26 protein-coding genes, 2 tRNA genes and 1 other RNA gene are annotated in these 26,123 nt (G+C 61.9%); 12 read left to right on the forward strand and 17 right to left on the reverse strand.

All coding sequences use genetic code 11. From position 1 onward, the window contains the following. The first annotated feature begins 167 nt into the window (after nt 1-167). From ACFO3E_RS19780 to ACFO3E_RS19795, 5 genes are all read left to right on the forward strand, one after another. A complete protein-coding gene (locus ACFO3E_RS19780; protein WP_066529324.1) occupies nt 168-350 on the forward strand; it encodes a hypothetical protein in 183 nt (60 codons plus the stop codon). Continuing rightward, nucleotides 343-678 carry a cell division protein ZapA gene (locus tag ACFO3E_RS19785; RefSeq protein WP_066527724.1) on the forward strand — a complete coding sequence of 112 codons (336 nt, stop codon included), beginning with the start codon at nt 343-345 and terminating at the stop codon, nt 676-678. The genes ACFO3E_RS19780 and ACFO3E_RS19785 overlap by 8 nt, the downstream gene beginning before the upstream one ends. An 11-nt stretch (nt 679-689) precedes the next feature. Continuing rightward, nucleotides 690-846: non-coding RNA, 6S RNA (gene ssrS / locus ACFO3E_RS20890), on the forward strand. A 119-nt stretch (nt 847-965) separates the two neighbouring features. Continuing rightward, entirely contained in the window at nt 966-1,544 is a 579-nt protein-coding gene (locus tag ACFO3E_RS19790; protein ID WP_380807085.1) for a 5-formyltetrahydrofolate cyclo-ligase, read from the forward strand. Continuing rightward, on the forward strand, nt 1,541-1,780 hold the full coding sequence (locus tag ACFO3E_RS19795; RefSeq protein WP_066527722.1) for a DUF2842 domain-containing protein: 240 nt from the start codon (nt 1,541-1,543) through the stop codon (nt 1,778-1,780). Before ACFO3E_RS19790 ends, ACFO3E_RS19795 begins: the two co-directional genes overlap by 4 nt. A gap of 148 nt (nt 1,781-1,928) precedes the next feature. On the opposite strand, the gene ACFO3E_RS19800 is transcribed toward ACFO3E_RS19795, so the two are convergent. Both ACFO3E_RS19800 and ACFO3E_RS19805 read right to left on the reverse strand, forming a co-directional pair. After that, nucleotides 1,929-2,005 (reverse strand) — tRNA-Asp (locus ACFO3E_RS19800). A 41-nt stretch (nt 2,006-2,046) separates the two neighbouring features. Further along, a complete protein-coding gene (locus ACFO3E_RS19805) occupies nt 2,047-3,231 on the reverse strand; it encodes an AI-2E family transporter (RefSeq protein WP_380807088.1) in 1,185 nt (394 codons plus the stop codon). A 128-nt stretch (nt 3,232-3,359) separates the two neighbouring features. Here ACFO3E_RS19805 and ACFO3E_RS19810 point away from each other — a divergent pair, with 128 nt between their 5' ends. After that, a complete protein-coding gene (locus tag ACFO3E_RS19810) occupies nt 3,360-3,830 on the forward strand; it encodes a DUF11 domain-containing protein (RefSeq protein ID WP_066527719.1) in 471 nt (156 codons plus the stop codon). Nucleotides 3,831-3,934: 104 nt separating this feature from the next. On the opposite strand, the gene ACFO3E_RS19815 is transcribed toward ACFO3E_RS19810, so the two are convergent. The 4 genes from ACFO3E_RS19815 to thyA all read right to left on the reverse strand — a co-directional run bounded on the left by ACFO3E_RS19815 (nt 3,935) and on the right by thyA (nt 9,017). Then, nucleotides 3,935-5,251, reverse strand: a complete 1,317-nt coding sequence (locus tag ACFO3E_RS19815; protein WP_380807091.1) for a dihydrolipoamide acetyltransferase family protein — start codon at nt 5,249-5,251, stop codon at nt 3,935-3,937. Between the two features lie 102 nt (nt 5,252-5,353). Then, complete coding sequence (locus tag ACFO3E_RS19820) at nt 5,354-6,358, reverse strand: alpha-ketoacid dehydrogenase subunit beta (RefSeq protein WP_066529314.1); 1,005 nt, start codon at nt 6,356-6,358, stop codon at nt 5,354-5,356. Between the two features lie 235 nt (nt 6,359-6,593). Next, entirely contained in the window at nt 6,594-7,952 is a 1,359-nt protein-coding gene (locus ACFO3E_RS19825; protein WP_380807093.1) for a 3-methyl-2-oxobutanoate dehydrogenase (2-methylpropanoyl-transferring) subunit alpha, read from the reverse strand. Nucleotides 7,953-8,057: 105 nt separating this feature from the next. Continuing rightward, nucleotides 8,058-9,017 (reverse strand): thymidylate synthase, encoded by a 960-nt coding sequence (gene thyA / locus ACFO3E_RS19830; RefSeq protein WP_225870545.1) that lies wholly within the window; start codon nt 9,015-9,017, stop codon nt 8,058-8,060. Between the two features lie 167 nt (nt 9,018-9,184). Between thyA and ACFO3E_RS19835 the strand changes: the two genes are divergently transcribed. Both ACFO3E_RS19835 and ACFO3E_RS19840 read left to right on the forward strand, forming a co-directional pair. Continuing rightward, entirely contained in the window at nt 9,185-9,484 is a 300-nt protein-coding gene (locus ACFO3E_RS19835; RefSeq protein WP_066527714.1) for a JAB domain-containing protein, read from the forward strand. A 100-nt stretch (nt 9,485-9,584) separates the two neighbouring features. Then, nucleotides 9,585-9,661: transfer RNA gene (locus ACFO3E_RS19840), tRNA-Pro, on the forward strand. 181 nt (nt 9,662-9,842) lie between these two features. Here the strand turns inward: ACFO3E_RS19840 and purB are convergent. Next, nucleotides 9,843-11,159: an adenylosuccinate lyase gene (gene purB / locus ACFO3E_RS19845; protein WP_066527711.1), complete on the reverse strand. Its 1,317-nt coding sequence runs from the start codon at nt 11,157-11,159 to the stop codon at nt 9,843-9,845. A 167-nt stretch (nt 11,160-11,326) separates the two neighbouring features. Between purB and ACFO3E_RS19850 the strand changes: the two genes are divergently transcribed. Continuing rightward, nucleotides 11,327-11,812, forward strand: a complete 486-nt coding sequence (locus ACFO3E_RS19850; RefSeq protein ID WP_380807097.1) for an EF-hand domain-containing protein — start codon at nt 11,327-11,329, stop codon at nt 11,810-11,812. An 87-nt stretch (nt 11,813-11,899) separates the two neighbouring features. Here the strand turns inward: ACFO3E_RS19850 and ACFO3E_RS19855 are convergent, their stop codons facing one another. From ACFO3E_RS19855 to ku, 3 genes are read right to left on the reverse strand one after another with little or no spacing between them, the layout of a single operon-like run. Further along, on the reverse strand, nt 11,900-12,085 hold the full coding sequence (locus tag ACFO3E_RS19855) for a hypothetical protein (protein ID WP_066527706.1): 186 nt from the start codon (nt 12,083-12,085) through the stop codon (nt 11,900-11,902). 58 nt (nt 12,086-12,143) lie between these two features. After that, on the reverse strand, nt 12,144-14,636 hold the full coding sequence (gene ligD / locus ACFO3E_RS19860; RefSeq protein WP_066527704.1) for a DNA ligase D: 2,493 nt from the start codon (nt 14,634-14,636) through the stop codon (nt 12,144-12,146). A gap of 3 nt (nt 14,637-14,639) precedes the next feature. Further along, the gene (gene ku, locus ACFO3E_RS19865) at nt 14,640-15,518 is read right to left on the reverse strand and encodes a non-homologous end joining protein Ku (RefSeq protein ID WP_066527700.1); all 879 of its coding nucleotides are present in this window, start codon (nt 15,516-15,518) and stop codon (nt 14,640-14,642) included. Between the two features lie 137 nt (nt 15,519-15,655). Between ku and ACFO3E_RS19870 the strand changes: the two genes are divergently transcribed. Beyond that, nucleotides 15,656-15,991, forward strand: a complete 336-nt coding sequence (locus ACFO3E_RS19870; RefSeq protein ID WP_066527698.1) for a DUF1049 domain-containing protein — start codon at nt 15,656-15,658, stop codon at nt 15,989-15,991. Continuing rightward, a complete protein-coding gene (pyrF, locus tag ACFO3E_RS19875; protein ID WP_066527696.1) occupies nt 15,988-16,662 on the forward strand; it encodes an orotidine-5'-phosphate decarboxylase in 675 nt (224 codons plus the stop codon). The genes ACFO3E_RS19870 and pyrF overlap by 4 nt, the downstream gene beginning before the upstream one ends. Before the next feature lie 46 nt (nt 16,663-16,708). On the opposite strand, the gene ACFO3E_RS19880 is transcribed toward pyrF, so the two are convergent. From ACFO3E_RS19880 to ACFO3E_RS19900, 5 genes are all read right to left on the reverse strand, one after another. Beyond that, nucleotides 16,709-17,362: an outer membrane protein gene (locus ACFO3E_RS19880; RefSeq protein WP_066527694.1), complete on the reverse strand. Its 654-nt coding sequence runs from the start codon at nt 17,360-17,362 to the stop codon at nt 16,709-16,711. A gap of 114 nt (nt 17,363-17,476) precedes the next feature. Further along, nucleotides 17,477-21,655, reverse strand: a complete 4,179-nt coding sequence (locus ACFO3E_RS19885) for a translocation/assembly module TamB domain-containing protein (protein ID WP_066527687.1) — start codon at nt 21,653-21,655, stop codon at nt 17,477-17,479. Beyond that, nucleotides 21,655-23,703, reverse strand: a complete 2,049-nt coding sequence (locus ACFO3E_RS19890) for an autotransporter assembly complex protein TamA (protein WP_066527683.1) — start codon at nt 23,701-23,703, stop codon at nt 21,655-21,657. The genes ACFO3E_RS19885 and ACFO3E_RS19890 overlap by 1 nt, the downstream gene beginning before the upstream one ends. Before the next feature lie 76 nt (nt 23,704-23,779). After that, nucleotides 23,780-24,259, reverse strand: coding sequence for a DUF1465 family protein (locus ACFO3E_RS19895; protein WP_066527675.1), 480 nt, complete (start codon nt 24,257-24,259; stop codon nt 23,780-23,782). Nucleotides 24,260-24,378: 119 nt separating this feature from the next. After that, a complete protein-coding gene (locus tag ACFO3E_RS19900; protein ID WP_066529305.1) occupies nt 24,379-24,558 on the reverse strand; it encodes a YdcH family protein in 180 nt (59 codons plus the stop codon). A gap of 189 nt (nt 24,559-24,747) precedes the next feature. On the opposite strand from ACFO3E_RS19900, the gene ACFO3E_RS19905 reads away from it, so the two are divergent. Next, nucleotides 24,748-24,903: a YdcH family protein gene (locus ACFO3E_RS19905; protein ID WP_066527673.1), complete on the forward strand. Its 156-nt coding sequence runs from the start codon at nt 24,748-24,750 to the stop codon at nt 24,901-24,903. A gap of 133 nt (nt 24,904-25,036) precedes the next feature. Here the strand turns inward: ACFO3E_RS19905 and ACFO3E_RS19910 are convergent, their stop codons facing one another. Continuing rightward, complete coding sequence (locus tag ACFO3E_RS19910; protein ID WP_066529301.1) at nt 25,037-25,396, reverse strand: PilZ domain-containing protein; 360 nt, start codon at nt 25,394-25,396, stop codon at nt 25,037-25,039. 63 nt (nt 25,397-25,459) lie between these two features. After that, nucleotides 25,460-25,924 (reverse strand): RNA polymerase-binding protein DksA, encoded by a 465-nt coding sequence (gene dksA, locus ACFO3E_RS19915; RefSeq protein ID WP_066529300.1) that lies wholly within the window; start codon nt 25,922-25,924, stop codon nt 25,460-25,462. Nucleotides 25,925-26,123 lie beyond the last annotated feature (199 nt).

Raw genomic sequence — 26,123 nt, forward strand, 5'->3', positions numbered from 1 at the left:
TGCAAAGCGGCCCCCTGCTGAGCCGGCGAATCGAAATCGGGTCCCCTTTGTCGCGTTGCACCCAAGGCGTCAACCATGGCAGGCCCTCAGGCTGCGCCAAGCCGTCCAATGACGGCTTTTGCAAGGCGAAAACTTTGTTTATGCGTGGGTCTATGGCAAGCAACCGCATGATGCAGGCGATCGGCACGCTGGAGCGCGCGATCAGCCGGCTCGAACAAGATGTGGACGGCCTCGTTTCCGCGAGCCCCTCCCCTCTTTCCTCCCCCGGCATCGACCCCGCCGCCGCCCGCGCCGCGCTCCGTTCACTGGACGAACTCATCGCCGACCTGAAGGGACAGGCGCATGGCTGAAACCACGCTCCAGATCGCCGGACGCCATTATCCCCTCCGCTGCCGCGACGGCGAAGAGGCCCATCTCGCTCATCTCGCCAGCCTGATCGAGCGCAAGGCCCGCCTCGCCCAGCAGAACACGCCCGGCCTTACCGAAGTGCGCACCCTCCTCTTCGCCGCGCTGTTCCTCGCCGACGAACTCAACGACCTGAAGCGTGAGGCGATCGGGCGCCAGCAACAACTCGCCCTTGACGATGAGGACGAAGCCGCCGCCCGCGCCGTCGAGGCGCTCGCCGCCCGCATAGAAAAGCTCAGCGACAGGCTTGCCGCGCAGGGGCCGGACGCCTAGATAAGAAGCGACGGGTACTGCCTGGTACGAGCTTTAGCGAACATCCCTGAGGCGATAATCACATCCACGGGGGCTGTCCCTGGGCGGGTCCAGGCCCGATCTACATGGTTCCCACCTGACGTTGAGGCGTCAGAGGATATTCCAGCAAACGGCCGAGGCGGTCCCGTCACCCTTCTCCGCGGCCACCCGCTCCCACCTCCGTTCGTTTCGAGCGGAGCCTGTGCTGAGTTTATCGAAGGGTCGAGAAACGGGTTTCCAGTCCTCGCCCTCGGGTCTAAATGCGCCTCATGAGCGACGATCCCGGCAAGACCACCCTGCGCACCCTCGCCCGCGAGCGCCGCCGCGCCTTTCTCACCTCGCTCGACCCGCTCGCCCACCGCCTGGCGTTCAAGGCCATCCCCTCGCCCCTCGCCCGCCGCCTTACAGGTGCCCAAACCGTCGCGCTCTACATGGGGCTGGACGATGAAGCCCCCGCCCAGCGCCTCGCCCCGCAACTCGCAGCCATGGGCAAGACCCTCGCCCTCCCCCGCGTCATCGACCGCCTGGGCAGCATGGACTTCCTGACCTGGACGCCGGAGGACCAGCTCTTCCCCGGCCTCTACGGCACTCACCATCCCGAACCCAGCGGCCCGGCGGTAACGCCCGACGTCATCATCGCCCCGCTGCTCGGCTTCGACCGCGCGATGAATCGCCTGGGACAAGGCGGCGGCTATTATGACCGCACCTTCGCGCGCTATCCGGACGCACTGCGCATCGGCCTCGCCTGGTCGGTGCAGGAGCATGACGCGCTGCCCGCCGACCCGTGGGACCTGCCGCTCGACATCATCCTCACCGAAATCGAACTGATCGAAGGACCCGAAGCGTGAACCGCCAGCCCGCCCCCTACGAACCCAGCTGGCGCAAGCCCGTGGGCATGTTCATCATCCTCGGGCTGATCGCGCTCTGGGCTGTTCTGATCGGCAGCCTGTCGGGCCTTATCGGCCGCCTGCCGATGATCGCGCAGGTGCCGGTCTATCTGTTCCTCGGTCTGATCTGGATCTGGGTCCTGCCGCTGAAGCGCCTGCTCGCCTGGATGGAAACCGGCCGCTGGCGGCGTGGCTGAGCGGTTCTCAACGTCATGCCAGCGTAGGCTGGCATCTCAGGCGATAACGCACGGCGCACCCTCACAAGATGCCAGCTTGCGCTGGCATGAAGACTATCAAATTTCTGAGAAATCCGGTCCTTCAGGACCATCCACTCTTCCAAAAGAGTGGCGCGAGTGACGGGGCTCGAACCCGCGACCTCCGGCGTGACAGGCCGGCGCTCTAACCAACTGAGCTACACCCGCGTTCGGTGTGGGCGGGCATCTATGCGGGTGCGCCGGACCTGTCAACCGGCTCTTTCACCACTTTCTTCTTTCTCGTCATTTTCTTGTGGCAGAGCGACCGTGAGCGTCCCGCGCTCGAACAGGAAACCCGCGATATCCGGGGTTCCGGCAGCCGCCACGACGGTCTGGATGATGATCAGCAACGGCACGCCCAGCAGCGCGCCCGGCGTCCCCCACACCCATCCCCAAAAGGTCAGCGACACAAGAATCAGCAGCGGATTCATCGTCAGCCGCCGTCCCAGCACCATCGGTGTGATGACATTGGCCTCCACCAGGTGAAAGCCGATCTGCGTGGCGGCGGGCAGCAGCGCCCACCACACATCGTCAAATACCATGAGCCCGCCCAGCGCCAGCAGCGCCGCCGCCAGCATCGGCCCGAAATAGGGTACGAAATTCAGCAGAGCGACAATGCCGCCCCACATCAAGGGCGACGGCATGCCGATCAGCCATAACGCCAGCGCCACCGCCAGCCCCAGGCACAGGTTGATCGTCGCGATGGTCAGCACATAGGCCGATGTCGCATCGACCACATTCTGGATCACCCGCGCGACAGCCATAGCCCCGTCGAAGCTGCCCCGGCTGTTGATCGTCCGCCGCCGCAGCCCCGTCCAGCCAGCCAGGAAAAAATAGATGATGAGCAGCGCGAACACCATCTGGATGATCGCCGATGGCGCGGAGGTCGCCGCAAACTGCAGCAGCGATCGCGGCGCATCCACAGCCGCCGTCTGCGCGGCGGCCACCGGCCCCGTCGCCAGCATCTGCACGGTTTCATCCACGAACCGCTGGAGCTGCGAATAAAAGTCGATCAGCGGGGCAAGGTTGTTCTGAATCTTGGGCAATCGCTCGGGCAGCAGGCGGAACCAATCTGCCGCAGGCACCACGATCAGCACCAGCGCGGTATTGGCGACCAACAGGAACGCGACCACCGCCATCAGCGCCGCCAATGCCGAAGGCACCCGCCGCCGCTCCATCCATTCCAGGAACGGCACCAACGCGATGGCGATCACCAATGCAGCCGTCAGCGGCAGGAAGAACTCCGCCCCTTCCCGCAAGGCGAATGGCAGCGCGAGGATCAACCCCACTCCGGTGGTCAGCGCGATGGAAGCGAGCAGCCGGTCGCGCCGCCGATTGATCTCCTGCTGGTCATGGGGTGTCACTGAATGATCAAATCCTGCCGCCTGCAGCATTTGTGTACGGCCTGCTGCGGCGCGTCAAATTATTCCACCCCTTTGCGCCATAGCAAACAGCTGATTAACCAAATCTTCGCCGCTTGGCCCCTAAACCCACCGGCAAACAGCAAGGGGCTTGAGCAGGGATGATGCGGAATTTGGCGTTGGCCGGCATGGCAGCATGGGCGATGGCAGCCCCAGCGGCGGTGGCAAAACCAGACCTGCGCACGCAAACACAGATGTTCGTCGAACGCGTCCATACCGACATCAACGGCCGCCCCCGCCGCATTCTCGCCAGCGCCAGCCGCGCTGAACCGGGCGACCAACTCGTCTTCGTCGTCAATTGGCGCAATGAAGGTCGCGAACCGGTGCAAGGCATCGCCCTGACCAACCCCATTCCCCGAGGCACCCTCCTCACCGCGCCCGATCCTTCGATGCAGGTCTCGGTCGATGGCGGCCAACGTTGGGGCCGCCTTGAAGAGCTGTGGCTTCCAACCCCGCTCGGCGGCACGCGCAGGGCTGTGCCCGCAGACATCACTCATGTCCGCTGGACCATGCCGACCCGCCTTTCTCCAGGCGAAACCGCGCGTCTGAGCTATCGCGCGACGATGCGCTAGTTAAGCGCGTCACCCAGCGCAAGCTGGGGTTTCCGGCCAGATTGCGCCCCCCCCCCCACCGAGATGCCCCCTTCCGCTGGCATGACGAAATTTGCTCGCCAATCCTAATCCGCAAACAACAAAACCGGCGTCTCCAGCAACCGCTTCACCGCCTGAACAAAGCTCGCCGCATCCCATCCATCCACCACCCGATGGTCGCAACTGATGGAAAGGTTCATGAGCTTCGCAGGCACCACCTCCCGCCCCCGGAACACCGGCCGCTCGACCACCCGGTTGGGCCCGATGATCGCCACCTCCGGCCGGTTGATCACCGGCGTCGTCGCCACCCCGCCCAGCGGCCCTAGAGACGTCAGCGTCAAGGTCGACCCCGAAAGCTCCTCCGCTTTCGCCTTGCCCGTTCGCGCAGCCTCCGCCAGCCGCCTTATCTCGGCTGCCAGCTGCCAGATATTCATGTCCTGCGCGTCCCGGATCACCGGCACCATCAACCCGGCATCGGTCTGCGTCGCTATCCCAAGATGCACCGCGCCAAAGCGTGTCACCACGCCCGCCTCATCATCATAACGGGCGTTCAGCATAGGAAAGTCGGGCAGCGCGCGGCAAATCGCCACGATCAGCAACGGCAGCATGGTCAGCTTCGGCCGCTCGCCCCGTTCCCCATTTAACTGCGCGCGCACCCGCTCCAGTTCGGTGACGTCGATCTCCTCCACATAGGAAAAATGCGGAATATGCCGCTTCGACGCCGCCATATTTTCCGCGATCCGGCGACGCAGGCCGATGACCTTGACCGTCTCATCCGCCCGCCGCACGCGTGGGTTCGCGGGCCGGTAGCCCTGCCCCGCACCATAGAGCAGGAAAGCGTCCAGATCTGAATGCCGGATATGATCGCCGCTCGCTTTCACCTGGCGCAGATCGATCCCCAAATCCTTCGCCCGCGCACGAACGGCAGGCGAGGCAAGCACCCGTGCCCCTGATCCTGAACCGTCAGGACCGTTCCCATCCCCGTTCCCGTTCGGGCCGAGCTTGTCGATGCCCCCTTCTTCCTCTTCAGAAGGCCCTTCGACGGCCTCAGGGCGAACGGAGGATGACATGATCCCATTCAGCGGAGCAGCTTCGACCTCTCCCGTTCCCGGCGCCTCAGCCTCGATAACCGCTTGGGAAGGCGGCGCGTTCTCGCTCTCCCCTTCAACCTCGATCTCCACCAGCATCGCCCCGATCGCGACCTGCTCGCCCGCCTCTCCGGCCAGCCGCTTCACGACGCCGGCCACCGGGCTTTCCATCTCCACCGTCGCCTTGTCGGTCATCATATCGGCGATCGGCTGGTCTTCCTCGACCCGGTCGCCGACCTTCACATGCCAGCCGACAATCTCCGCCTCGGAAATGCCTTCGCCAATATCGGGCAGCCTGAACGTGAACAGCGGCATCGGAAAAACTCCGTTCGTGTCGAGCGAAGTCGAGACGCCCGTAGGGCTGCCCTTTCCGTTTCTCGACTTCGCTCGAAACGAACGGAAGGGGAGACGAAGGCCCTACTCCCTCATGATCTTGTTGATCGCTTCGCGTATCCGCACCGGCCCCGGAAAATAGGCCCATTCCAGGCTATGCGGATAGGGCGTGTCAAACCCCGTCACCCGCTCGACCGGCGCTTCCAGATGATAAAAGCACCGCTCCTGCACCAGTGCGGACAGTTCCGCGCCATAACCGCTTGTCCGCGTCGCTTCGTGCACGATCATGCAGCGCCCGGTCTTCTTCACCGACCGCTCCACGGCTTCGATATCCAAGGGCACCAACGTGCGCAGGTCGATGATCTCCGCATCCACGCCCATCTCGATCACCATACTCTCGACCACATGCTCCATCGTGCCGTAGCAGAGGATGGTCAGCGCCTCCCCCGCCCGCACCGTGCGCGCGCGCCCCAGCGGAACCCGGTAATAGCCTTCGGGCACCATCGCGCCCGGATGCCCGGCCCAGCTTTTCGACGGCCGGTCATAATGGCCGTCGAATGGCCCATTATAAATGCGCTTGGGCTCGAAGAAGATCACCGGATCATTATCCTCGATCGCCGCGATCAAAAGCCCCTTTGCGTCATAAGGCGTCGAAGGAATGACCGTCTTCACCCCCGACACATGGGTGAATATCCCCTCGGGCGACTGGCTATGCGTCTGCCCGCCAAAGATACCCCCGCCGAAGGGCGAGCGCACCGTCATCGGCGAGATAAACTCCCCCGCCGACCGGTAGCGCAGCCGCGCCGCTTCGCTCACCAACTGGTCGAGCGCGGGGTAGATATAGTCGGCAAACTGTATCTCCGGCACCGGCCGCAGCCCATAGGCACCCATGCCAATCGCCACGCCGATGATCCCGATTTCGGTAATCGGCGTGTCGAACACCCGGTTCTTGCCATATTTCTTCTGCAGCCCCGCGGTCGCACGAAACACACCGCCAAAAAAGCCGACATCCTCCCCCATCACGACCACCTCGGGGTCGCGCTCCATCATGACGTCCAGCGCGCTGTTGATCGCCTGGATCATGCTCATCTGGCGGGTTTCGGTAGCTGCCTCGGTCATGCCAGGGCGCCCCCCATTATTGCCCCTTCAGGGGAGAGGAAGCTTGCCAGCCCGCTGGCTAGCGCAGCTGGGAGAGCGGGAACCAGCCCCCGCCTCTGAATGTCCGTCATGCCAACGTAAGCTGGCATCTCTCTGCCTCCAAGCGATGGTTCGCAGATCGACAAGAGGTCCCAGCTTCCGCCGGGATGACGGAGCCTAAAACCCCTCACAACCCTGCCGCCTTCGCCTCATCCAGCATCTGCTGCTGCTGTTCCCGCAAATGCCAGGGTATCTCCTCGAACACATCCTCGAACATGCTCTCCATCGGATGATGGAGCCCATGGCCCAAAATCCCGTTCTTCTCCGCCTCCCGCGCCGCGTCGCGCACCTGCTCGGCCAGCTCCTTGTCCATCGCCGCCTGCCGTTCCTCGTCCCAGATGCCCAGCGCAATGCAATGCTGCTTCAACCGCGCGATCGGGTCGCCCAGCGGCCAGTGACTCCCTTCATCCGCCGACCGGTAGGCGCTGGGATCATCCGATGTGCTGTGCCCCTCGGCGCGATAGGTGAAATGCTCGATCAGCGTCGGCCCGCCATTCGCCCGCGCCCGATCCGCCGCCCAGCGTGTCGCCGCATAGACCGCCAGCGCATCATTCCCGTCGATGCGCAGCCCCGCGATGCCATAACCGATCGCCCGCGCCGCGAAGGTCGTCGCCTCGGCTCCCGCAAAACCTGAAAAGCTGCTTATAGCCCATTGATTATTGACCACATTCAATATCACCGGCGCGCGATAGACACTGGCGAAGGTGCAGGCCGAATGAAAATCGCCCTCGGCCGTCGAACCTTCCCCGCACCAAGTCGCCGCGATCCGCGTGTCCCCTCGCGCCGCGCTCGCCATCGCCCAGCCGACCGCCTGCGGATATTGCGTCGCCAGATTGCCGGAGATCGAAAAGAAGCTCGCCTCCCGCGCCGAATACATGATCGGCAACTGACGGCCTTTCAGCCGGTCGCCCTTGTTCGAATAAATCTGGTTCATCATGTCGATCAGCGGCCAACCGCGCGCGATCAGCACCCCTTGCTGGCGATAGCTCGGAAAGCACATGTCATCGCTCGCCAGCGCCGCCGCCGCTGCGATCGACACAGCTTCCTCGCCTGTCGATTTCATGTAGAAGCTGGTCTTGCCCTGCCGCTGCGCCCGGAACATGCGCGCATCGAAAGCGCGCGTCAGCGCCATCGCCCGGAGCATCCGGATCAGCGTCTTTGCGGGCAGTTTCGGGTCCCAGGGGCCAACCGCTTGCCCCTCGTCATCCAGCACGCGGACCAGTCCATAGGCCATGTCCCGCATGGTGCCCGGGTCGGCCGCTTCATCGGGCCGCGGCGCCGTACCTGCCGCCGGTATCTCCAGGTCACTGAAATCGGCGGCGTCACCAGGCCGGTAGCGCGGCTCCGGCACATGCAACTGCAGGGGCGGCAGGTTGCGCCCCTGGCCGGCCAGCTCGCGCTCGGACGCGTCCAAATGACCGCGTCCGGCCTGCGGCACGCGCTCCTCTCCGGCCTTCCCAGCGCCCGAACCGCTCCGGTCGCCCATCCCGCCTCCTCTTCGCCATTGCAATATTATTGCTTAATGCAATTATTATATTACAACGCCCCCAAAAGGCAAGAGTTCCGTTTTCTCGCTATTTCCTTCGCTAATTCAAACCGCGACGGGCGCAGCAATGTGACTTTGCGGCGTATAATCGACCACTTCGAAATCCTCGATCCGATAATCGAAAATGCTCTCCGGCCGCCTTTTTATCCGTAGTTTCGGCGCTCCCCCCGGCGTCCTGCTGATCTGCTCCTCCACCAGTTCGGCGTGGTTCAGATACAGATGCACATCCCCGCCCTGCCAAACGATTTCCCCCGGCTCCAGATCGCACTGCTGCGCCAGCATCCGGGTAATCAACGACAGCCCGAAGATATTGAAGGCAAAACCCAGCCCCAGGTCGCAACTGCGCTGGAACAGCAAACCATTCAGCCTCCCGTCGGCCACCTGGAACTGATAGGTCATATGACAAGGCGGCAACGCCATCTGCGCCACCTCAGCTACATTCCATCCCGTAAAAAGCAACCGCCGCGATCCCGGATTATTCCTGATCCCCTCGACCAGTTCCGCGATCTGATTGTGCCCCTTCTCGGCGCGCCGGTAGAGCCCGTCCCCCACCGCCTCATAGCGCGGCCAGTTCACCCACTGCGCGCCATAGACCGGCCCCAAATCGCCCCAGCGTTCCGCAAAGGCCGCATCCTCGATAATCCGCGCCTCAAACGCGTCGCGGCTGATCTCTTCCCCCGTCGCTTTGCGATAGGTCTCCAGCGGCCAATCGGTCCAGATGTGCACTCCCTGCCGCACCAGCTCGCGAATGTTGGTGTCCCCGGTCAGGAACCACAGCATCTCCCGCGCCGCCACCTTCCAGTAAACCCGCTTGGTGGTCAGCAGCGGCACCGCTTCACCAGCAAGCGAAAAGCGCATGCTCGCTCCCAACAGCGATCGCGTACCCACACCCGTACGATCGATCCGCTCGTCCCCCTGCGTCCACACGCGGCGCATCAGGTCAAGATATTGCTGCTCATAATGCGCTTCGGCAGGAACTTCCGCCGGAATTGTCGTGCTGGTCAAAGAGGCTCTTCCCTGATGCGATTCCGCTCGCGCGGCCTCCGGCATCTAACCGAGCGAAGGTCCTCAAGCCAAATCTTGCTTTCGCTTCGGATCAATTTAGCTGCCTTCCCGTCCATTGTGGAGGAGTCGCCAGTGGCGCTTCCCAAGGCCAACGGCATCTTGGACCCATGCCACTTTTGGACAGCACGCAATTTCTGCTCCTTAACGATGAATGGACCCCCATCCATCGCGTCAGTGCCGATGATGACTGGCGCGAAGTCGTCCATGAACTACTGCAGCATGACAGCCAGTGGCTCGTCATAGAACAGCAGCGCTTCGACGATCAGTCGCCGGCCCCCCGCTGGGCCGATATTCGCTTCTCCCGCGCCATTTCCCGCCGCCTACGTCCAATAGAAGTCAAGCTTGCAGACCATGTGATCCAAGGCCGCGGCCATCACTTCAGCTTCCGCGCGGCCGGCCTACTTTGACCATGAGAAAAAAAGCGTCTCCAGCCGCTTGCCAGCCCCAAAAGCCCCCTCTATAGACCCCGCCTGCCCAGCGGCGCTGCAGAGCAATGCCGCTATCGGTCGGGGAGTAGCTCAGCCTGGTAGAGCACTGTCTTCGGGAGGCAGGGGCCGGAGGTTCGAATCCTCTCTCCCCGACCAATTTATCTTATCTCATATAGCCGGTCAGGCATCACACGGGCGGCCGTCAACGGCGCACACAGCATGCGAACCTACGCGCCTCCTGTTCAAGTGGCACTTAGCAACCGCTATCCATCACCACGCACAAAAAAGGGCGCGTTTCCGCGCCCTCCTCCGATCACTGTTGTACCTTGACCGACTTTCAGACTTCCCCGAAAACCCGGCGGAATATCGTGTCCACCTGGCGGAAATGATAACCCAGGTCGAACTTCTCCTCGATCTGCTCGGCCGGAAGCGCGGCGGCAACCTCGGGGTCGGCTTTCAACAGTTCCAGAAGCGACAATTGCCCGTCCGATTCCCAGACTTTCATCGCGTTGCGTTGGACATAACGGTAGCTGTCCTCACGGCTCACGCCAGCCTGGGTCAGCGCGAGCAGGACCCGCTGCGAGTGAACCAGCCCACCCATCTTGTCGAGATTCTTCATCATCCGCTCAGGATAGACGAGCAGCTTGTCGATCACGCCGGTCAGGCGGCCCAACGCGAAGTCAAGGGTAATGGTCGCGTCAGGCCCGATGTAGCGCTCCACCGACGAATGGCTGATATCCCGTTCGTGCCAGAGCGCGACATTCTCCATCGCCGGCAACGCATAGCTGCGCACCATGCGGGCGAGGCCAGTCAGATTCTCGGTCAGCACCGGATTGCGCTTATGCGGCATGGCCGAGCTGCCCTTCTGGCCGGGCGAGAAATATTCCTCGGCCTCCAGCACCTCGGTCCGCTGCAAGTGGCGAACCTCGACCGCGAGCCGCTCGATCGAGCTCGCGATGACGCCCAAGGTTGCAAAGAACATGGCGTGACGATCACGCGGGATGACTTGGGTCGAAACGGGCTCGATCGCCAGGCCCAGCTTTGCCGCGACATGTTCCTCGACGCGCGGATCGATGTTGGCGAAAGTACCGACGGCACCGGAAATGGCGCAGGTCGCCACCTCCTCCCGCGCTGCGACCAGGCGGGCACGGCAGCGGCTGAACTCGGCATAGGCTTCAGCCATCTTCAGCCCGAAGGTAACTGGCTCTGCATGAATGCCGTGGCTGCGGCCGATCGTCGGCGTCAGCTTATGTTCGAATGCCCGGCGCTTGATGACGTCGAGCAGCTTGTCCAGGTCATCGATCAATATGTCGGCTGCGCGGGAAAGCTGCACGGCGAGGCAGGTATCGAGCACGTCGGACGACGTCATCCCCTGGTGCATGAAGCGCGCTTCATCACCGACCTGCTCGGCGACCCAGGTCAGGAAGGCGATCACATCATGTTTCGTAACCGCTTCGATCGCATCGATGGCGGGGACATCGATGGCCGGTTTGGTCGCCCACCAATCCCACAGCGCCTTGGCCGCTGATTTGGGAACCACGCCCAACTCGCCTAGCGCCTCGGTGGCATGCGCCTCGATCTCGAACCAGATGCGGAAGCGGGCTTCCGGCTCCCAGAGGGCGGTCATTTGGGGGCGGGCGTAACGGGGGACCATCGGGCGAATCCTGATTGCTGATAAAGGGTCGCGCGCCGCCTAGCAGGCCCGCCATTGAAGGGCAAATGAGGGCTTCGTCAGGCCTCTCCCCTCAATTTCGATAGCCCTTAATCTCGATTATCGCAGCATTCAAAGGCGAGATGAGCCACTTCACAAGGTGAACGGAGATGCCTGAACATTGGTTCAGGAAACCCACCTTTGTCTTATGTATTCTCCTGGACAAGCGATCGGTCGGCACATCGCCGCTACGATCACACCTGAGGGAGTTGGTAATGTTTCGGACCCTGTTACTATCGACTGCATTATTGAGCGCGGTCCCTGCTATTGCCCGAGAAGCGGCAAACCCTGCTCCTGGCAGCCCGCAGACGGGAGCAGCGACGCCAGCCCAATCGCCTGCGGACTCCGTAGCTTCGATCGTGGATAGCGAATTCCCAGCCTATGACGCGAATAATGACGATCAGTTGGATAAAGCGGAATTTTCTCGCTGGATGATTGCGCTGAAGGACCAGGAGATGAAGAGCAGCGGCCAGAAACTGGCGGCAACCGATGTCACCACTTGGGCCGACGGCGCGTTCAATACAGCGGATACCGATAAGAATACGGCGATTAGCAAGCCCGAACTTATCAGCTATCTCAGCGGCGGAACCGCCTGATCCAATAAACGTCAGCCGTCAGGCAGCCTGATGGTCGCAACATGGGGCGGCATGGAGCGAAGGCCATGCCGCCTCCTTTTTACAAGGTCAGCGGCGTTTCTTGTTGGCGTAAAGTAGTGCCGCGACAATGGCGGCCGAACCGATGCCGACAGCCGTCCCCATCCATACGCTTCTCCCCGCAGTCTTACGCGCGGCCGATGCCAGATCGGATGTGGGGTTGGTGTCTGGAGCTTCGGCGCTTCCCGAGAGCGCATCTTTCTCAATTTTGGTCATGATGACTCGAACTTATGCACAAAGGCGGCGCGAGAGGAAAGACCGAGAAGTCACACGATCAATAGTCCGGCAGCGTCTGGCGCGCCTCGCCCCATCCCCGCAATTGCCGCGACCCCGCCCGCTCGACCAACTGATCCACATCGGCAATGGTGTAAGATCCGGCGCGCTCGATATCGTCCAATTCATCCCAGGTGACGGGCGCCGCCACGGGCGCATTTTCCCTAGCACGGACGACATAGGGCAGCACGGCAGTGGCTCCACGCTGGTTGCGCAGCCAGTCAATGAAGATGCGCCCCTTGCGCTTCGCCTTGCTCATGGTGGCAGTAAATCGATCAGGCTCAGCGGCCGCGAGCGCCCTGGCAAAACGATCGGCGAAATCCTTGACGGCAGGCCATTCCGCCTCGGGCGTCAACGGCACGACGACATGCACGCCTTTTCCGCCTGACAACATCGGGAAGCTGATCAGCCCGATATCCTCTAGGGTGCGACGAATATCGCGCGCCGCCTTTTTCACATCTTCAAAGTCCAGACCTTCGTCCGGGTCCAAGTCGAAGATCAGGCGGTCGGGCTTCTCCACATCCTCCACCCGCGAACCCCAGCCATGGAACTCGATCGTTCCCATCTGCACGCAGGCCACCAGCCCGTCTATGTCATCGACATAGAGATAATCCTGCTCGTCCCCGTCCTTCTCGCGGATCGGGACGTGCTTCACATGATCGCCAAAGCTGCCGCTGTCATGCTTTTGGAAGAAGCATTTCTTAGCTCGGCCCTGCGGACAGCGGACCAGGCTGATCGGACGATGGGCGATCCACGGCAGCATGATTGCGCCAGCAGCTTCATAATAATCAGCCAACTGGCCTTTGGTGACCTTTGCTTCCGGGAAAATGAGCCGGTCACGGTTGGACACATGGACATCGCTCTCACTTGGGGGTGTTGTCATTACTTGCTCCCTGGTGACCTCGCCCGCCTGCTTGTCTTCACGCAGGCCAAGGAAGCTGCCGTGGCGCACGACATTGTCGCTGGTAAATTCGACGAAGGCTATTTCCGCCACTACGTCCGGACGAACCCATTGCGCGCCGCGCGCCTCGGCCCGGGGCACTGTAAGGGCGGGCGATTTGCGGGTTCGAGCTTTCAACTGGCGGAGCAAACCGTCGCTGTTGCGCGCGTTGAAGCCGGTCCCGACCTTCCCAGCATAGACGAGGCCATTCTCGCCGTTCTGGGCAAGCAGAATGTTGCGAAGCGACCGCCCGCTTGCGGAGCTTGGCGTCCATCCGACGATGACGAACTCCTGGCGGCGGGTACATTTGACCTTCAGCCAGTTCTTCGTCCGCGCGCCGCGATAGGGAGCGTCCGCGCGTTTGCAGATGATGCCTTCCTGGCCGGCATCGCACATGGTGCGGAACAGTTTCTCCCCAGCGCCGACGATATGGTCCGAAAAATGCACATGGGCGCTCCCCTGCCCGAGCAAGGCTGCAAGCTTTTCCTTGCGCGCGATGTTGGGAAGCCATGTCAGGTCCTCCCCATCCAGGGACAGAAGGTCAAAGGCAAAAAGGTGGAGCGCGCCCTTTGCCTCACCCTTCAAGACCTGCTGCAATGTGGAAAAATCAGGGTTTCCGTCAGGTCCCAGCGCGACGATCTCCCCATCGATCAAGGTCGAGGGCAAACCCATGCCCGCCACTTCTTTCGCGAGCGAAGCGAACCGCTCGGTCCAATCGAGGCCGGTCCGCGTGAACACCTGTACGCGATCTCCCGCCACGCTCAACAGAGTGCGATAGCCGTCATACTTTATCTCGTGCAGCCATTGGCTGCCGGTCGGCACCGCGTCGACGAGTGTGGCGAGCTGCGGCGCCTGGAATGGCGGCGGCTTGCCGGTCCGCCGCTTGGGCTTGGCACGCGCGGGCGCAGCCTGTTCAGCCTCCGCCATGGCGGCATCGAACGCCTTGCCTCTCTTGCCCTTCAGCGAAATGGCGGGTGCGTTGGCGGCGATCTCACCCATCGTTCGGCCAGTCTTGATGCTGGTCAGTTCTCGCCCGACCAAATCTTCGGCCGGCCCGGCATGGGCGTCGTCGATCTTCCGAAGCAGCCAGTTCTCCCGCTTCCCTTCGCCGGGGCGGGGTTTCAGCCGGATGAGGAGCCATTCGCCCTTCATCCGCTGCCCGTGAAGAATGAAATGCAGATGTCCTTCCGGCAGGTCCTTGGCGCTCTTACCCGGAACAGGCTCCCATGTTCCCTCATCCCAAAGCATCACGGTGCCCCCGCCATATTCTCCCTTCGGGATCGTCCCTTCGAAACTGGCGTATGACAGCGGATGATCTTCGGTCCGCACCGCCAGCCGCTTGTCGGCAGGATCCAGGCTCGGCCCGCGCGTCACTGCCCAGCTCTTGAGTACGCCATCCAGTTCGAGCCGGAAGTCATAATGCAGCCGCGAGGCATCATGCTTCTGGACTATGAAGCTGTTCCCGCTGGTATGGCCCTGTTTGCCCGCCGGCTCCTTGGTCCGGGTGAAATCGCGTTTGCGATTATATTCCTTCAGAGGATCGGCTTCGGCCATGGCTCAGGCCCGTTTGCGCGCGGGAGCCTTGCTACTGGCGCTTCGCGAGGCCGCAGGCTTTTTGGCTGGCCTCTTGGCGGGCGCACTCTTGCCGCCTGTATCGACCGACTTTTTCAGCGCCGCCATAAGATCGATGACATTGCCGCTGCGCTTGGCCGGCGCCTCTTCCTCATCCTCTATGATCCGGCGGCCCTTGGCCTTTTTCTTCTTCTCAATGAGCCTTTCCAGCGCATCGACATAGCGGTCGTGGAACGTGTCAGGCTTGAATGGCGCAGTCTTCTTCTCGATGAGCGCCTCGGCCAAATCGAGCAGTTCCGGATCAGGCTTTACATCGTCAATCTCACGGAAATAGGACTGAGCGCGATTGACCTCATCGGCGTAGCGCAGCGTTTCCAAGACCATGCCGCGGCCGCACGGCTTCAGAGAAACGATATATTCGCGGCCCCGCATGGCGAGCTGACCCAAACCAACCTTCTTAGCGCGCCGCAGCGCTTCGCGCAGCACGACGAATGCTTCCTCCGCTAGATCGTCGGCGGGGACAACATAATAAGGCCGCTCATAATAAAGGACATCGATCTCGTCCGCATCGACGAACTGCGTCAGTTCGAGCGTCTTCTTGCTCTCAAGCTTAACCGCCTCAATCTCTTCAGGCTGCAGCAAAACATAGTCGCCCTTGCTAACCTCGAAGCCTTTTACGATGTCCTCCGGCTTTACAGGACCGATGCCCGGCACGGTCTTTTCATAGCGCACACGCTTGCCGGTCGGCTGATGGATTTGATGAAAGGCGATCTGCGCGCCCGATTTGGTGGCAGCGTAGATTTCGACGGGGATCGATACCAGCGCCAGCCTGATTTGCCCCTGCCAATATGCGCGCGCCGCCATCTTCCACGACCTCCTTGCAAGCAGGAAATGCGTGGGGGCCGCCAAGGGTTCCGCTCAGGAAAAGAACGACGAGACGCTTCCGAACTGCGCCGAAATGGCCTAAGCTAACCGAAATCAGCAGCTAGAGGACATGCCGAATGCAATTCCTACGGACTGCCTTCTGGGTTGTCTTGGCCGTCGCGGTCGCCCTGTTCTGCAAGGCGAACAACCGGCCCACCGAAATCAAAATCTGGGGTGATATCGTCTGGGGCACGCGTATCTGGTTTCCGATCCTGATCGCGTTCCTGGTAGGCGCCGTTCCTTTCTGGATCATGGCGCGCACCACGCGTTGGCGGATGAAGCGCAAGCTGGAAAGCACAGAGCGCGCGCTCATCGCGGCCACCGCATCTGCCGCTCCGCTGCCAGCGTCCATCTCCACCGCCGACGACAACTCCACTCCTCCTCCTTCTCTCTCCGCAACAGGAACAGCATGAGCAGCCCCATCTATGTCGCTATCGATACGCCCGACCTCACCAAAGCCCAGGATTTGGCCCGGCGAGTTCGGGGACATGTCGGTGGGCTGAAGCTGGGGCTCGAATTCTTCTGCGCCCATGGCCATCATGGTGTGCGCGAGATGATGAAGTTTGACCTGCCCATCTTCCTCGACCTCAAGCTCCACGACATTCCCAACACCGTGGCGAAGGCTATACAGGCGCTCAATGGGTTGGAGCCTGCGATCCTGACCGTCCATGCTGCAGGGGGCCGGGCGATGCTGGAAGATGCAAAGGCTGCGGCAGGCATCAATACCAAGGTCGTCGCGGTTACCGTTCTTACCAGCCTGGACAATAGCGACCTGGTCGATATCGGCGTCGGCAGCAAGGCGGAGGATCAAGTGACCCGGCTCGCCGACCTGGCGCACGGCGCAGGGCTGGACGGCATCGTCTGTTCGGGAGAAGAGGTGGCCTTGGCAAAGCGGGCTTGGGCGGACGGCTTTTTCGTCGTGCCGGGGGTCAGACCAGCGGGCGGGACAATGGCGGATCAAAAGCGGGCGGTGACACCACGCGAAGCTCTTGATCGCGGTGCTTCAATCCTCGTCGTCGGGCGGCCGATCAGCCTGGCGGAAAACCCCGATCTCGCGGCGCGGGAAATCGAAGCCACATTATAAGCTGAGGGAAGATTGGAGGACCGGCGGAACCGGCCCTCCGATCCGGTCAGAAACGCCAGCCCACGCTGGCCACGACCTGATGACGGTCAGTATCGATGTCGAACTCGGTGCTCGTCGCGCCGTTCGGGAAATCGATCTGTGCGCTGTCATATTTGGAATAGCGATATTCCAGCTTACCAAACATATTCTGATTGAAGGCGCGTTCCACACCACCGCCAACGCGCCAGCCATCCAACTTGAATGACGTATCAGTGCTTTGGTTGGTATCGCCAGCCAGAACATTCAACTTGCTGTTGGTATAACCGCCTTTCACATAAACGAGCGTGTTTGGATTGGCGAGGATACCGGCACGCGCGCCGATGTAGAGATCGCGGCCCTGGCTCACGCGGCCGAAGCCAAACTGGTCAGTGAAAGGATTTCGGCTGCTCTTGGCAGTGGAGTCTGTGAACTCACCTTCGACACCAACGACCGCGCTACCAAGATTGAAGTCATAGCCAGCCCCGACGCCGTAGAGCAGGCCATCAATCGACTGGTCGTCGTCGCCATTGTCGTTATCGACGCTGCTACCGGCCCCAGTATGATCATAGCCGAGGATCGCTTCGACGCGAGGACCAGTGAAGGTAGGGCCAACATCTTGCGCTAAGGCGGGAGAGGCGACGGCCGATCCGGCCAATAGGGTTGCGACCATTATCTTTCGCATAGGGTACTCCATTCGTCACTTACCTCCTTGAGGAGGAAGTGGAGGAAGTCCCCTAGCCGGTGATGGTTGCATGAACCTTAGATAAACAACTGAAAATGTGGCATCTCGGCAACTTCAATAGTCCTTGGATATGCGCACGTTCGCGCTTTCCCGGCCTAAAGTAGAAATGGCCGCCAACAAGGATAGCCAGCGCGTAACCTGATATTCTATGCGGGTCGCAGAATAGCCTTGGCCATCGGTGATCAGTTCCACATAGGTCTTGCGCGTCAGATATTTCCCCGCTGCAATCGAAGTACCTTGCCCCTGCGTCGGATCGGCTGCGATGATCCGCAAGCGGTCCAGCCCTGCCGCCTTGCGCACGGCATTGATGGGATCAAGCCCCCCGCCCCCTTGCAATGATCCAACTGCTGACGCGAGTTGCAGCGCCTCGGGCGCCGACAGATTCGTGATCGATGTCCCGAACAAGATGCGGGAGAGCAGTTCGTCCTGCGGCAGCGCAGGCACGCTGGTGAAGCTGATGTCGGGCTTCAAGCCTGTGCCCCCGACATGAATAACCGCGGTGAGATCGTTGACGTTGGCCTCTGCGTCGATGTCGAGCATCGGGTTTACCGGTGTGCGGCCGTCGAACTGGATCTTGCCTTCGCGCAGATCGAAGCGGCGGCCAGCAAAGGTGTAGCCCCCCCGGACCAACTCAGCGGTGCCCGAGATGGCTGGGCTGGTCACAGTACCGCCAATGTCCAAATTAGCACGCCATTCGCTATCGAGGCCGAGGCCGGTAACAATCAAACGATTACGAGCGCGCGCCTTGATCGCAAGAGCCCAAGGCTTGGTCACGCGGAGGCGCTCAATCTCTTCTCCGTTACGATTGATTTCGGTGACTCGCAGTTCCGGGATTTGAGCTATCGCGGCGGCGCGGCCCAAAGTGAAACGGCTCCTATTGAGCAGAAGGTCGCCTCCGATAGTGCCCCCGCTTCCGTCGGACCTCAGAGTGATTGGCCCCGTAACGGTCGCGGCGATGTCATCCCGCTGCAACAGGGCGGCATTTTCGGCCTGCAACCGCAAGTCCATCCCAACGCCACCAATGCCAGCGAAAGTGAAACTGCCCGTCCCCATGACCGTTCCGCCATTCTGGGCATTGGCGGAAAAACTCGACATGACCAATTGCGCACCGGAAAATCGCCCTCGCGCCTTTACATTGTGCAATCGCATGCCTGTCACGGCGCTGCTGATGGCTGCATTATCCGTTGCGAGCGAACCAGCAATCACCGGATTACCCAGCGTCCCCCGCGCATCCGCCGACACGCTCACGGGCCCCGCAATATCGACGATCTCGACGCCGGTCAGGCGCCACAACGTATCCGCAGTACCCCGGTAGCGTAGCTGTCCAAATAACGGAGCCCGGTTCAGCCGCTCGATCAGCCCTCCCTCGCTCCCAAGCGGCATCAGCAGCACCTGAGCCCGGCCGATTGTCTGGCCTTCCGCGGCGAAGAGCATCCGCGCCGCTAGCCTGTCGCGGGTAAGAACCGCATTGACCCCTGCATCCACAGGGCGGGAACTGAGCGACAGGCCCGAACGGGACAGACCTCGCACCCGCAATTCCGCCTTGCCGGTGGGCATCGCGCCACGTGTGTGCACGTAGCTGAGCGAGCCCGTGGCCGTACCGCCGAGCCCCAGATTGTCATAAGCGATGTCCAGCAGCGAAAGCGGCAGCTTCTGCATGCGCCCTTCGATGCTGGTCGTCATACCGCTCAACTCGCCGCCGAGCTGCAGCGAACCGCCAGCATAGCTAATTGTCGTGGGCGACAGCCGCCAGCCGTCGGCGCTGCGGGTGAAGACTGCCCTGCGCGTCAGGCGGATCGGGCGTTTGTCGATCATGCCACGCGCAGCGACCCATATCCGGTCCGGCTCCACATCGGCTTCGCCTTGCAGGTCGAACAGGCGTCCTCGCTGGCCTGAAAGGCTGGCCTTGACCGTGCCGCGCCCTCCAATCAGGTCCGCATTAGCAGCCAGTCGGCCCACCAGCACGCCGCCGACACGGAGGCCCCGAGCCTGGACAGTGGCTTTGATGGATGTGCCCGCAGGATCAAGCAGAAGCGTCGCGTCGAGCTTACCTCGACGGACGGCAATCACTGTAGGCCCGTTGAAGCTGGCGTCAGCGGCGTCGAGCTTGAGGACCAACTGCTGAACGGCGTTAACTGGAGCGAAGACAATGCTGCCGTTCAGCGGTCCTGCTACGTTCAGCTGCCCTTCAAGGCCGCCGGTGACCGGCCGCAAGTCCCCGCTCGCCGTCACGCCGGAAGCAGCAAGCTGCGCCACCCGCACAACCGCCTGCCCACCACGCGGCAACAGGATCGCGCCATTTCCCGTGAAAGCGCCCAGCGTCGATCCGCCCTGCGCCGTGAAGCCATATCCAGCCTGGTCGGGGACGAGATGTACCCGCATATCGGTGACCCCCAAGGCGTCCAGCGGCCGTTGGAGCAAAAGGTCAATGGACGGCCGCTCGATCTTGCCATCCAGCGTCAAGCGCAAGGGTCCGTATCGCTTATGCGTACCTGCGCCTTCAAAATGGAAGGTCCGGTCGCGCCGCCGATAGCCGGTCGCGTTCAGACTGAGCAGCGGCGTTTCCAAGCGCAAGCTGGTCAAGTTGAGCTGCCCATCAGCGCCCAGCGACAGGCCGCTTCTGACAACCGGAAGGCCGCCGCCAAGGCTGCGCAAAAAACTGTTGTCCAACCGGCGCATCCGAGCGATCGCATTGCCGCTGAGGCTGAAAGTCCCCTTCGCTCCCGGCACCGCGCGTAGCTTGGAGGTCAGATCGACGACGCCAAGGCCGCGAATGGCAAGGCCCCGTATCTGGCCATCCAGACCAAAATCATAACGTCCGGTCTTAAGGTCAGCCAGCATCAGTAGCTTGCCGCTAAGCTTATCCGACCGGATCGTCATTGGATTGCTCAGGACCTGCTGTCCCTTCAGTTCTAGCACGCCGTCGAGAACGAAATTGCGGATGATGCCTTCTATAAGTTCGCCCTGCCCATCCAGGCGGCGTGCGCGCAAGTGAAGCGGGATCAGCAGCGGGCCTTTCCTGGCCTTGTGCCCCTTCCCCTCGGCGCGCACATCGCTGATTACCGTTCGATTGAAGGCCAACTGCTTGGCGCTCAACAGATATTCATACCCATATGCCGTGAAGGGGCCGTCAAGCCGCACCTTCGCCACCACGTTCCGCCCCCGCATCGATTTCAGCAAGGCTTGAGGCCGGGCCAGCTTCACATCAACCAGCAAATTGTCGAACGCGCTGTTGCGCAGATCGAGGGCCCCGTTCGCGTCGAGATCGATGGCCGCCGAACGCAGCGCCAATTTACCGTCCAGCACCCTGTCCTTCAGAGAGCCCCGAGCCTGTATTGCAAGGCGCGGTACCGACAGACGCTGAAGCAGTCCCTGACCGGCTATGGCCGACGCCTCTATGGAGCCCATTGCGGAATAAACGCCGCTGCGTGCCGCCAGCGCCATGTCGATCGCCGGCGCGCCGTCGAGCGTACCGGCGAGACGGCCGTTCCATCGGGTCCAGCTGCCCTTACCCCGGATGCGAAGATTGCCGTCCTGCCGCAACCCGGCCACGGCCGCAAGCACACCCCCCGCCGGTGCGTTCAGCGTGACATCGACGTCAAAGCGGTCATCGTCGGGCCGGCTGTCGAGAGCAATGTTGATCGCATCCTCCCCGTCCAGCGCCCGCGCGGAAAGGTCGATGACCGCCCGCCCGCCGCGAATATCGACGTCGCCCGAAATTGTTGCGGTTTGCGCCCGCCCACTGACGCTCTTGTCGATCAGGAGGCGGTCGATAGAAAATTGCATCAGGCGGATGTCGAAGCCCGGCAGGATCGGCCCTTCCTGCTGGGCCGGATTGAGCCTGGGCAGTTTGTGCAGCCTCGCAAGCGGGATCGTCAGCCGATCGATATCGAGCCGGTTGGACAGCCATGCCAGCGGCCACCAATCCAGTTCCACCCGCGGCGCATCCAGAAAGGCGCCTCTGGGATCGGACAGCGTGACGCCATGAAGTACCGCCCGTCGGTAGATACTGCCTTCTATGCGATCAACATGGATGCGTAAGCCGGAGGGCGGGCTGATCCGGGCGATGCGTGACGCCAGGAAACGGTGGCCGGCCGAGGTATCGAGCCAAGTAAGCGCCGCCGCCATGATGAGCAGCAGCAGCGCAAGAAGCCCGGTTATCCAGCGCTGCCATCGGCCGTCCCAGGTGCGGTGACGCCGCTTCAGCGCTTGGTGGGGCTGATCCTCGGGCATCAGAAAGCCTGTCCCAGCGATACATAGACGGCGATGCGCGGATCGCCCTTTTGCGGGTTTAACGGAGTGCCGACGTCTATCCGGATTGGGCCGAAACTGCTGTAATAGCGCAGGCCCATGCCAGCTCCGATGCGCAGATCCCGGAAGCGGGGCAGGAAACTGGTGGAAATATTACCGGCATCGATGAAAGGCACGACCCCGAAATTGCCGAAGCGGACGCGCGATTCCAGTGAGAATTCGGCAAGACTCTTGCCACCGATCGGATCATTATTGGCGTCACGCGGTCCGATCGCTTGGTAGCCATAACCCCTGACCGACGCACCGCCACCGGCATAGAAGCGACGAGACGGGGCGATCTGATCGACCGTAGAACCCAATATCGTCCCGAACCGGGCCCGGGCCGCCAGGACGATGCTATCGCTCATAGGCTGGTAGATGCTGCCGTCCAGCTGCACGCGAGAATAGCCGAACGTCTTGTTCTGGAAGGAGAGTTCAGGGCTGAACCGCCCTCCCAACCGGAATCCGCGCGTAGGGTTCAAAAGATCGTCGCTGCCATCATAGGTCAGACTGAGTGGCACCGCACCGATCAGGAAGGTCCGTCGATTGCCACCGCTGAACGCGTCCTTTTCATCCGAGGCGATCAGTTCAGCGCCTATCCGCCAGACCCACTTCTTCTGGAACAGGATATTGGTCTGCCGCTCCAGCGCGCCGGACAAAGTGATCGTGCGGGCGTCATAGGCATCGCGTTTGATGTTGCTGATCGAAACAAGCCCGGTCAGCACATGGTCGCGCTCCCGGAAATTGTTGCGCCGGTAGGTGGCGGACGCTGTCTGCTCTTGCGTGCCCAGCACCCCGCGCAGAAGAAGCGAGCCTTCTGGAGGAAACAGGTTACGATGTTGCCAACTCACCGCAGCGCGATAGCCTTCGCCTGTTCCATATCCCAGTTCCCCGGCAATGGTGCGAAGCGGCGCGGGACGCACGTCCACCGCCAGATCGACATGCTCCCCATCCCCGGCATCCTTGGGGGTCAACGTAACGGATGAAACGAGCCCTGTCGCGACGATCGCGCTGCGCAGGTCTTCGACGTCCGACGCCATATAGGGATCGCCTCGGTTGAAGCGGGCGATGCGCTCGACATGCTTGGCGCTGAACAGCTTATCATCATTGAGGATGATCGATCCAAAAGTGCGGTAAGCACCAGGCGTCACGACGATGTCGAGATCGCCCTTACGTTCCTCATGGTCGATGCGGACCTCTGGTTCGCCCAACTTGGCGAAGGGGAAACCATTTTCGGCGAGGGCTAGCGAGAGCGACGCCTGCCCCGCCAATATGGCGTCGGCGTCGATCGGATCGCCGCTATGGACAGGAAAGGCTTCACGCAAGTTGGGCTCGCGTTCGCCTGCGGCCGATATGCCCTGCAGATCGACGGAGGAAAGCAGATAACGCACGCCCGGCACGATCTCGAAGCCTACGCTCAACCTGTCACCGCCCGGCGGCGGCGGTGAGATGGCGCTGCGGATGCGCGCGGCATAATAGCCCTTGGCGCGCAGCAGCCTTTCAAGCAGTTCGCTGTCTTCCATAATGCGCCGATTGATCTGCGCGAGATTGGCAGGCTTCCCCTCGCCTTCCCAAAGGATCGACAACTCCTTGAAGCGAGTTTCGAACTGCGCATCGGCAATTTGATCCACGCCGGTCAGCCGAATCGAATATCGCCTCTCTTCGCCAGAGTCCGCAAACTCCGCGGCCACGGCGGCATCGTCCGCATTGGCGTCCACAGCGGCTTCTTCTTCCGGCTGCTCGTTACCGCCGACGATATCCGCCGGATTAGACGGAAGCGGCGCGACGGTGTCCGGCGTACCCATGTCCGGCCAGTCCACGCCCAGGTCCGGCATGGGGTCGAGCGGCAGGTCCTGATCAACAGGGTTTACTGGTGATTCTACGATCTGCGCATATGCGGGGTGAGCCGCCAAGAGCAGAGGCAGGGCAAGAAGCCGGGTGGCTTGCGACATGGCTGATGCGCGGCGCCAAGTCCGCAAGCCCGTGTTCATATCAACGGTCTAGCCCAAATCGGAAAGAAAGCGCCAGCCCGTAAGACCATGCTTGCGGCACATCTGGCCCGGCATCTCAGAAAGCGGTGTTCAGGCGGTCCATCAGTGCGCGAGCGGGACTGCTTTCAGGCTGGCTCCGCGGGCGGGCCATCCGATCCATGCGATCCTGCAGGCGGGCAACCCGGTCATACAGGTCCTGACTGGCTTCGATCAGCGCGCGCGCGGCGAAGGGAAAGGCGGCCGCAATTTCCAGATCGGTATGCGTCGCGCGGCCGAGCCGGTATTTTTCGTCAGCCAAATCCGCATCGGCTATCTCGCCCCGCTGCCATGCTCGCTGGCTCAGCAGCCAAGCGATGATGTGCATGAGCCGCGTCGTGACCTTAAGCGATTCGCAGGCGAAAGAGACGCGGCGAAGAGGATCTTCCAACTCCGGCTCATTCGCATCCCGCATGTCGAAATAAGCGCGTGCCTCGTCAGCCATCACCATGGCTTCGAGATACAGGCCATCGACCAATCGTCGATGCAGGCCACGGTCAAGGGTGACGGCGCGAGACATAAGTCGAATCACTGACATAAAAGTGCAGGCTTGTCAGTCCCGCCAGGCGCGGTTCTGGGGCGATTGTCTCATTCAGGGCCGTCCAAGCCTGCGGTTAACCATCAATCTGTGGCGAGCCATCAAGCGATGATGTCGGGAACCAGCGCATCCTCGAGCAGGGCAATCTCATCACGCAGCCGCAGTTTGCGCTTCTTGAGCCGTGCTACCTGCATCTGATCGCGGGCTCCGCCATCGATCAGCGCCGCAATGGCGTCGTCGAGATCGCGATGCTCGACTCGCAGCAGTTCCAGCCGTCGCATGATGTCTTCCCGGCTCACCCACTACCCACTTTCTCAGCCATGTTGCGGACTGCCCCCTGATAACCCGGCAGGCCAGATCGGACCATCGCAAATTTGCGAGCGGCCCGTCGCAAAGGCCGAATCGCGCGAAGACAAAGCGGGGGAATCGTGATCTACTCATTCGTCCATCACCCTCACTAGGAGAATGTCATGGAAAACAGCCACATTTCAGCTCTTTCGGCCAAGCATGCAGGGCTTGAGGCGCGAATTAAGGCAGAGACGAGTCGGCCTATGCCTGACGCGATCCTGGTCGCCTCGCTCAAGAAGCAAAAACTGCGCGTGAAAGAGGAAATGTCGCGGAATTAATCCGGCATTGAGAGGAAGGCGTGGCGCCGCCGGATGAGCGGGCCCGCCCTCCCCTCCAAAAGTAGAGGCGAACTGGCGGAAATGCCGGGTCGTCTTTTTTTAATGAAGGAAATAGCGGGAAAAACGCGATTCTTCAGCGGCTGATCTGGTGCAGGCGCAAATAGGAAGGAGCACGTTCGCAGGTGCTCGATATGGGTTTGCGGGCGAGTTGGGGATCGATTTCCTGGTCGAAGGCGATGCCGATCTTGTCCTCGCGGGACCAGACCACCTTGCCGCTGACCCTGCCGACACCGCGCAGGTCGAAGACGATGGCGGCGCCAGCTGGCACTGGGCGCTCGCAGTCGGCCATGAGGCCGGTCGCCGACAGGTTACGGACGCGGGCGCGGCCGAGCGGCGTGCCTTCATGTGACGTCAAATTGGTGAGCAGGAACAGGCTGTCCCGCGGACCCGACCGAGCCGGGCCCCGTTCCGCCATTCCCTGATCGCTGTCCATGTCCAATCCCTTGCAAAGACCCATTGTTTTGGGGGACCTTGCCAGCGACCGGTGGACAAAGCGTTAATCGTCGCGCGAGACCTTTTCCTGCCGCTCGTGCCGCTCCTGCGCTTCGACCGTCATGGTGGCGATGGGGCGCGCTTCCAGGCGGCCGAGCGAGATGGGCTCGCCGGTCACTTCGCAATAGCCATATTCGCCTTCATCGATGCGGCGGAGCGCGGCGTCGATCTTGGAAATGAGCTTGCGCTGGCGATCGCGGGTGCGCAGTTCGATCGACCAGTCGGTCTCGCTCGACGCGCGGTCGTTGAGGTCGGGTTCGCGGAGCGGTTCATTCTGCAGCACGGCCAACGTGCCTTCCGCCTCTGTCAGGATTTGCTTCTTCCAGTCCCAGAGCCGCTGGCGGAAATATTCAAGCTGGAGCGGGTTCATGAACTCTTCGTCGGGCGAAGGACGATAGTCCGGAGGAAGTATTATAGCCGATTTCGGCGGATTATGGCCGTCTTTATCGGAATTAAGGACCGATGCCATCTGGCTCTCCGACTCGAGAGGCGCCAGCATGGAAAGTGCCGGTCGCCCGTGACTTATGATTGACGGCGCCTAATAACGAGCGGCGCGGACCGACACAAGCGCGCATTCAAAGAGCGGCCATTCTGCTGCACGAAGCGAGCGATGCCAAAGGCGCGCCTCCGGCCGAGTCTTCTCATGCGCAGCGCCGCTCTCTTTCAAG

This window comes from Sphingobium tyrosinilyticum (assembly GCF_042654265.1).
GTDB lineage: Bacteria > Pseudomonadota > Alphaproteobacteria > Sphingomonadales > Sphingomonadaceae > Sphingobium > Sphingobium tyrosinilyticum.

Bases quoted from the DNA above. Each gene is read 5' to 3' on its own strand.
- ACFO3E_RS19805 (WP_380807088.1), bottom strand. From the start codon at position 3,231: ATGCTGCAGGCGGCAGGATTTGATCATTCAGTGACACCCCATGACCAG.
- ACFO3E_RS19815 (WP_380807091.1), bottom strand. From the start codon at position 5,251: ATGCCGCTGTTCACGTTCAGGCTGCCCGATATTGGCGAAGGCATTTCC.
- ACFO3E_RS19790 (WP_380807085.1), top strand. From the start codon at position 966: ATGAGCGACGATCCCGGCAAGACCACCCTGCGCACCCTCGCCCGCGAG.
- ACFO3E_RS19835 (WP_066527714.1), top strand. From the start codon at position 9,185: ATGCCACTTTTGGACAGCACGCAATTTCTGCTCCTTAACGATGAATGG.
- ACFO3E_RS19910 (WP_066529301.1), bottom strand. From the start codon at position 25,396: ATGGACAGCGATCAGGGAATGGCGGAACGGGGCCCGGCTCGGTCGGGT.
- ku (WP_066527700.1), bottom strand. From the start codon at position 15,518: ATGGCGGCGCGCGCATATTGGCAGGGGCAAATCAGGCTGGCGCTGGTA.
- ACFO3E_RS19880 (WP_066527694.1), bottom strand. From the start codon at position 17,362: ATGCGAAAGATAATGGTCGCAACCCTATTGGCCGGATCGGCCGTCGCC.
- ACFO3E_RS19785 (WP_066527724.1), top strand. From the start codon at position 343: ATGGCTGAAACCACGCTCCAGATCGCCGGACGCCATTATCCCCTCCGC.
- ACFO3E_RS19780 (WP_066529324.1), top strand. From the start codon at position 168: ATGATGCAGGCGATCGGCACGCTGGAGCGCGCGATCAGCCGGCTCGAA.
- ACFO3E_RS19825 (WP_380807093.1), bottom strand. From the start codon at position 7,952: ATGGGCGACCGGAGCGGTTCGGGCGCTGGGAAGGCCGGAGAGGAGCGC.
- ligD (WP_066527704.1), bottom strand. From the start codon at position 14,636: ATGGCCGAAGCCGATCCTCTGAAGGAATATAATCGCAAACGCGATTTC.
- ACFO3E_RS19885 (WP_066527687.1), bottom strand. From the start codon at position 21,655: ATGCCCGAGGATCAGCCCCACCAAGCGCTGAAGCGGCGTCACCGCACC.
- ACFO3E_RS19890 (WP_066527683.1), bottom strand. From the start codon at position 23,703: ATGAACACGGGCTTGCGGACTTGGCGCCGCGCATCAGCCATGTCGCAA.
- ACFO3E_RS19810 (WP_066527719.1), top strand. From the start codon at position 3,360: ATGATGCGGAATTTGGCGTTGGCCGGCATGGCAGCATGGGCGATGGCA.
- dksA (WP_066529300.1), bottom strand. From the start codon at position 25,924: ATGGCATCGGTCCTTAATTCCGATAAAGACGGCCATAATCCGCCGAAA.
- pyrF (WP_066527696.1), top strand. From the start codon at position 15,988: ATGAGCAGCCCCATCTATGTCGCTATCGATACGCCCGACCTCACCAAA.
- ACFO3E_RS19900 (WP_066529305.1), bottom strand. From the start codon at position 24,558: ATGCGACGGCTGGAACTGCTGCGAGTCGAGCATCGCGATCTCGACGAC.
- purB (WP_066527711.1), bottom strand. From the start codon at position 11,159: ATGGTCCCCCGTTACGCCCGCCCCCAAATGACCGCCCTCTGGGAGCCG.
- ACFO3E_RS19855 (WP_066527706.1), bottom strand. From the start codon at position 12,085: ATGACCAAAATTGAGAAAGATGCGCTCTCGGGAAGCGCCGAAGCTCCA.
- ACFO3E_RS19905 (WP_066527673.1), top strand. From the start codon at position 24,748: ATGGAAAACAGCCACATTTCAGCTCTTTCGGCCAAGCATGCAGGGCTT.
- ACFO3E_RS19895 (WP_066527675.1), bottom strand. From the start codon at position 24,259: ATGTCTCGCGCCGTCACCCTTGACCGTGGCCTGCATCGACGATTGGTC.
- ACFO3E_RS19850 (WP_380807097.1), top strand. From the start codon at position 11,327: ATGCCTGAACATTGGTTCAGGAAACCCACCTTTGTCTTATGTATTCTC.
- ACFO3E_RS19870 (WP_066527698.1), top strand. From the start codon at position 15,656: ATGCAATTCCTACGGACTGCCTTCTGGGTTGTCTTGGCCGTCGCGGTC.
- ACFO3E_RS19820 (WP_066529314.1), bottom strand. From the start codon at position 6,358: ATGAGCATGATCCAGGCGATCAACAGCGCGCTGGACGTCATGATGGAG.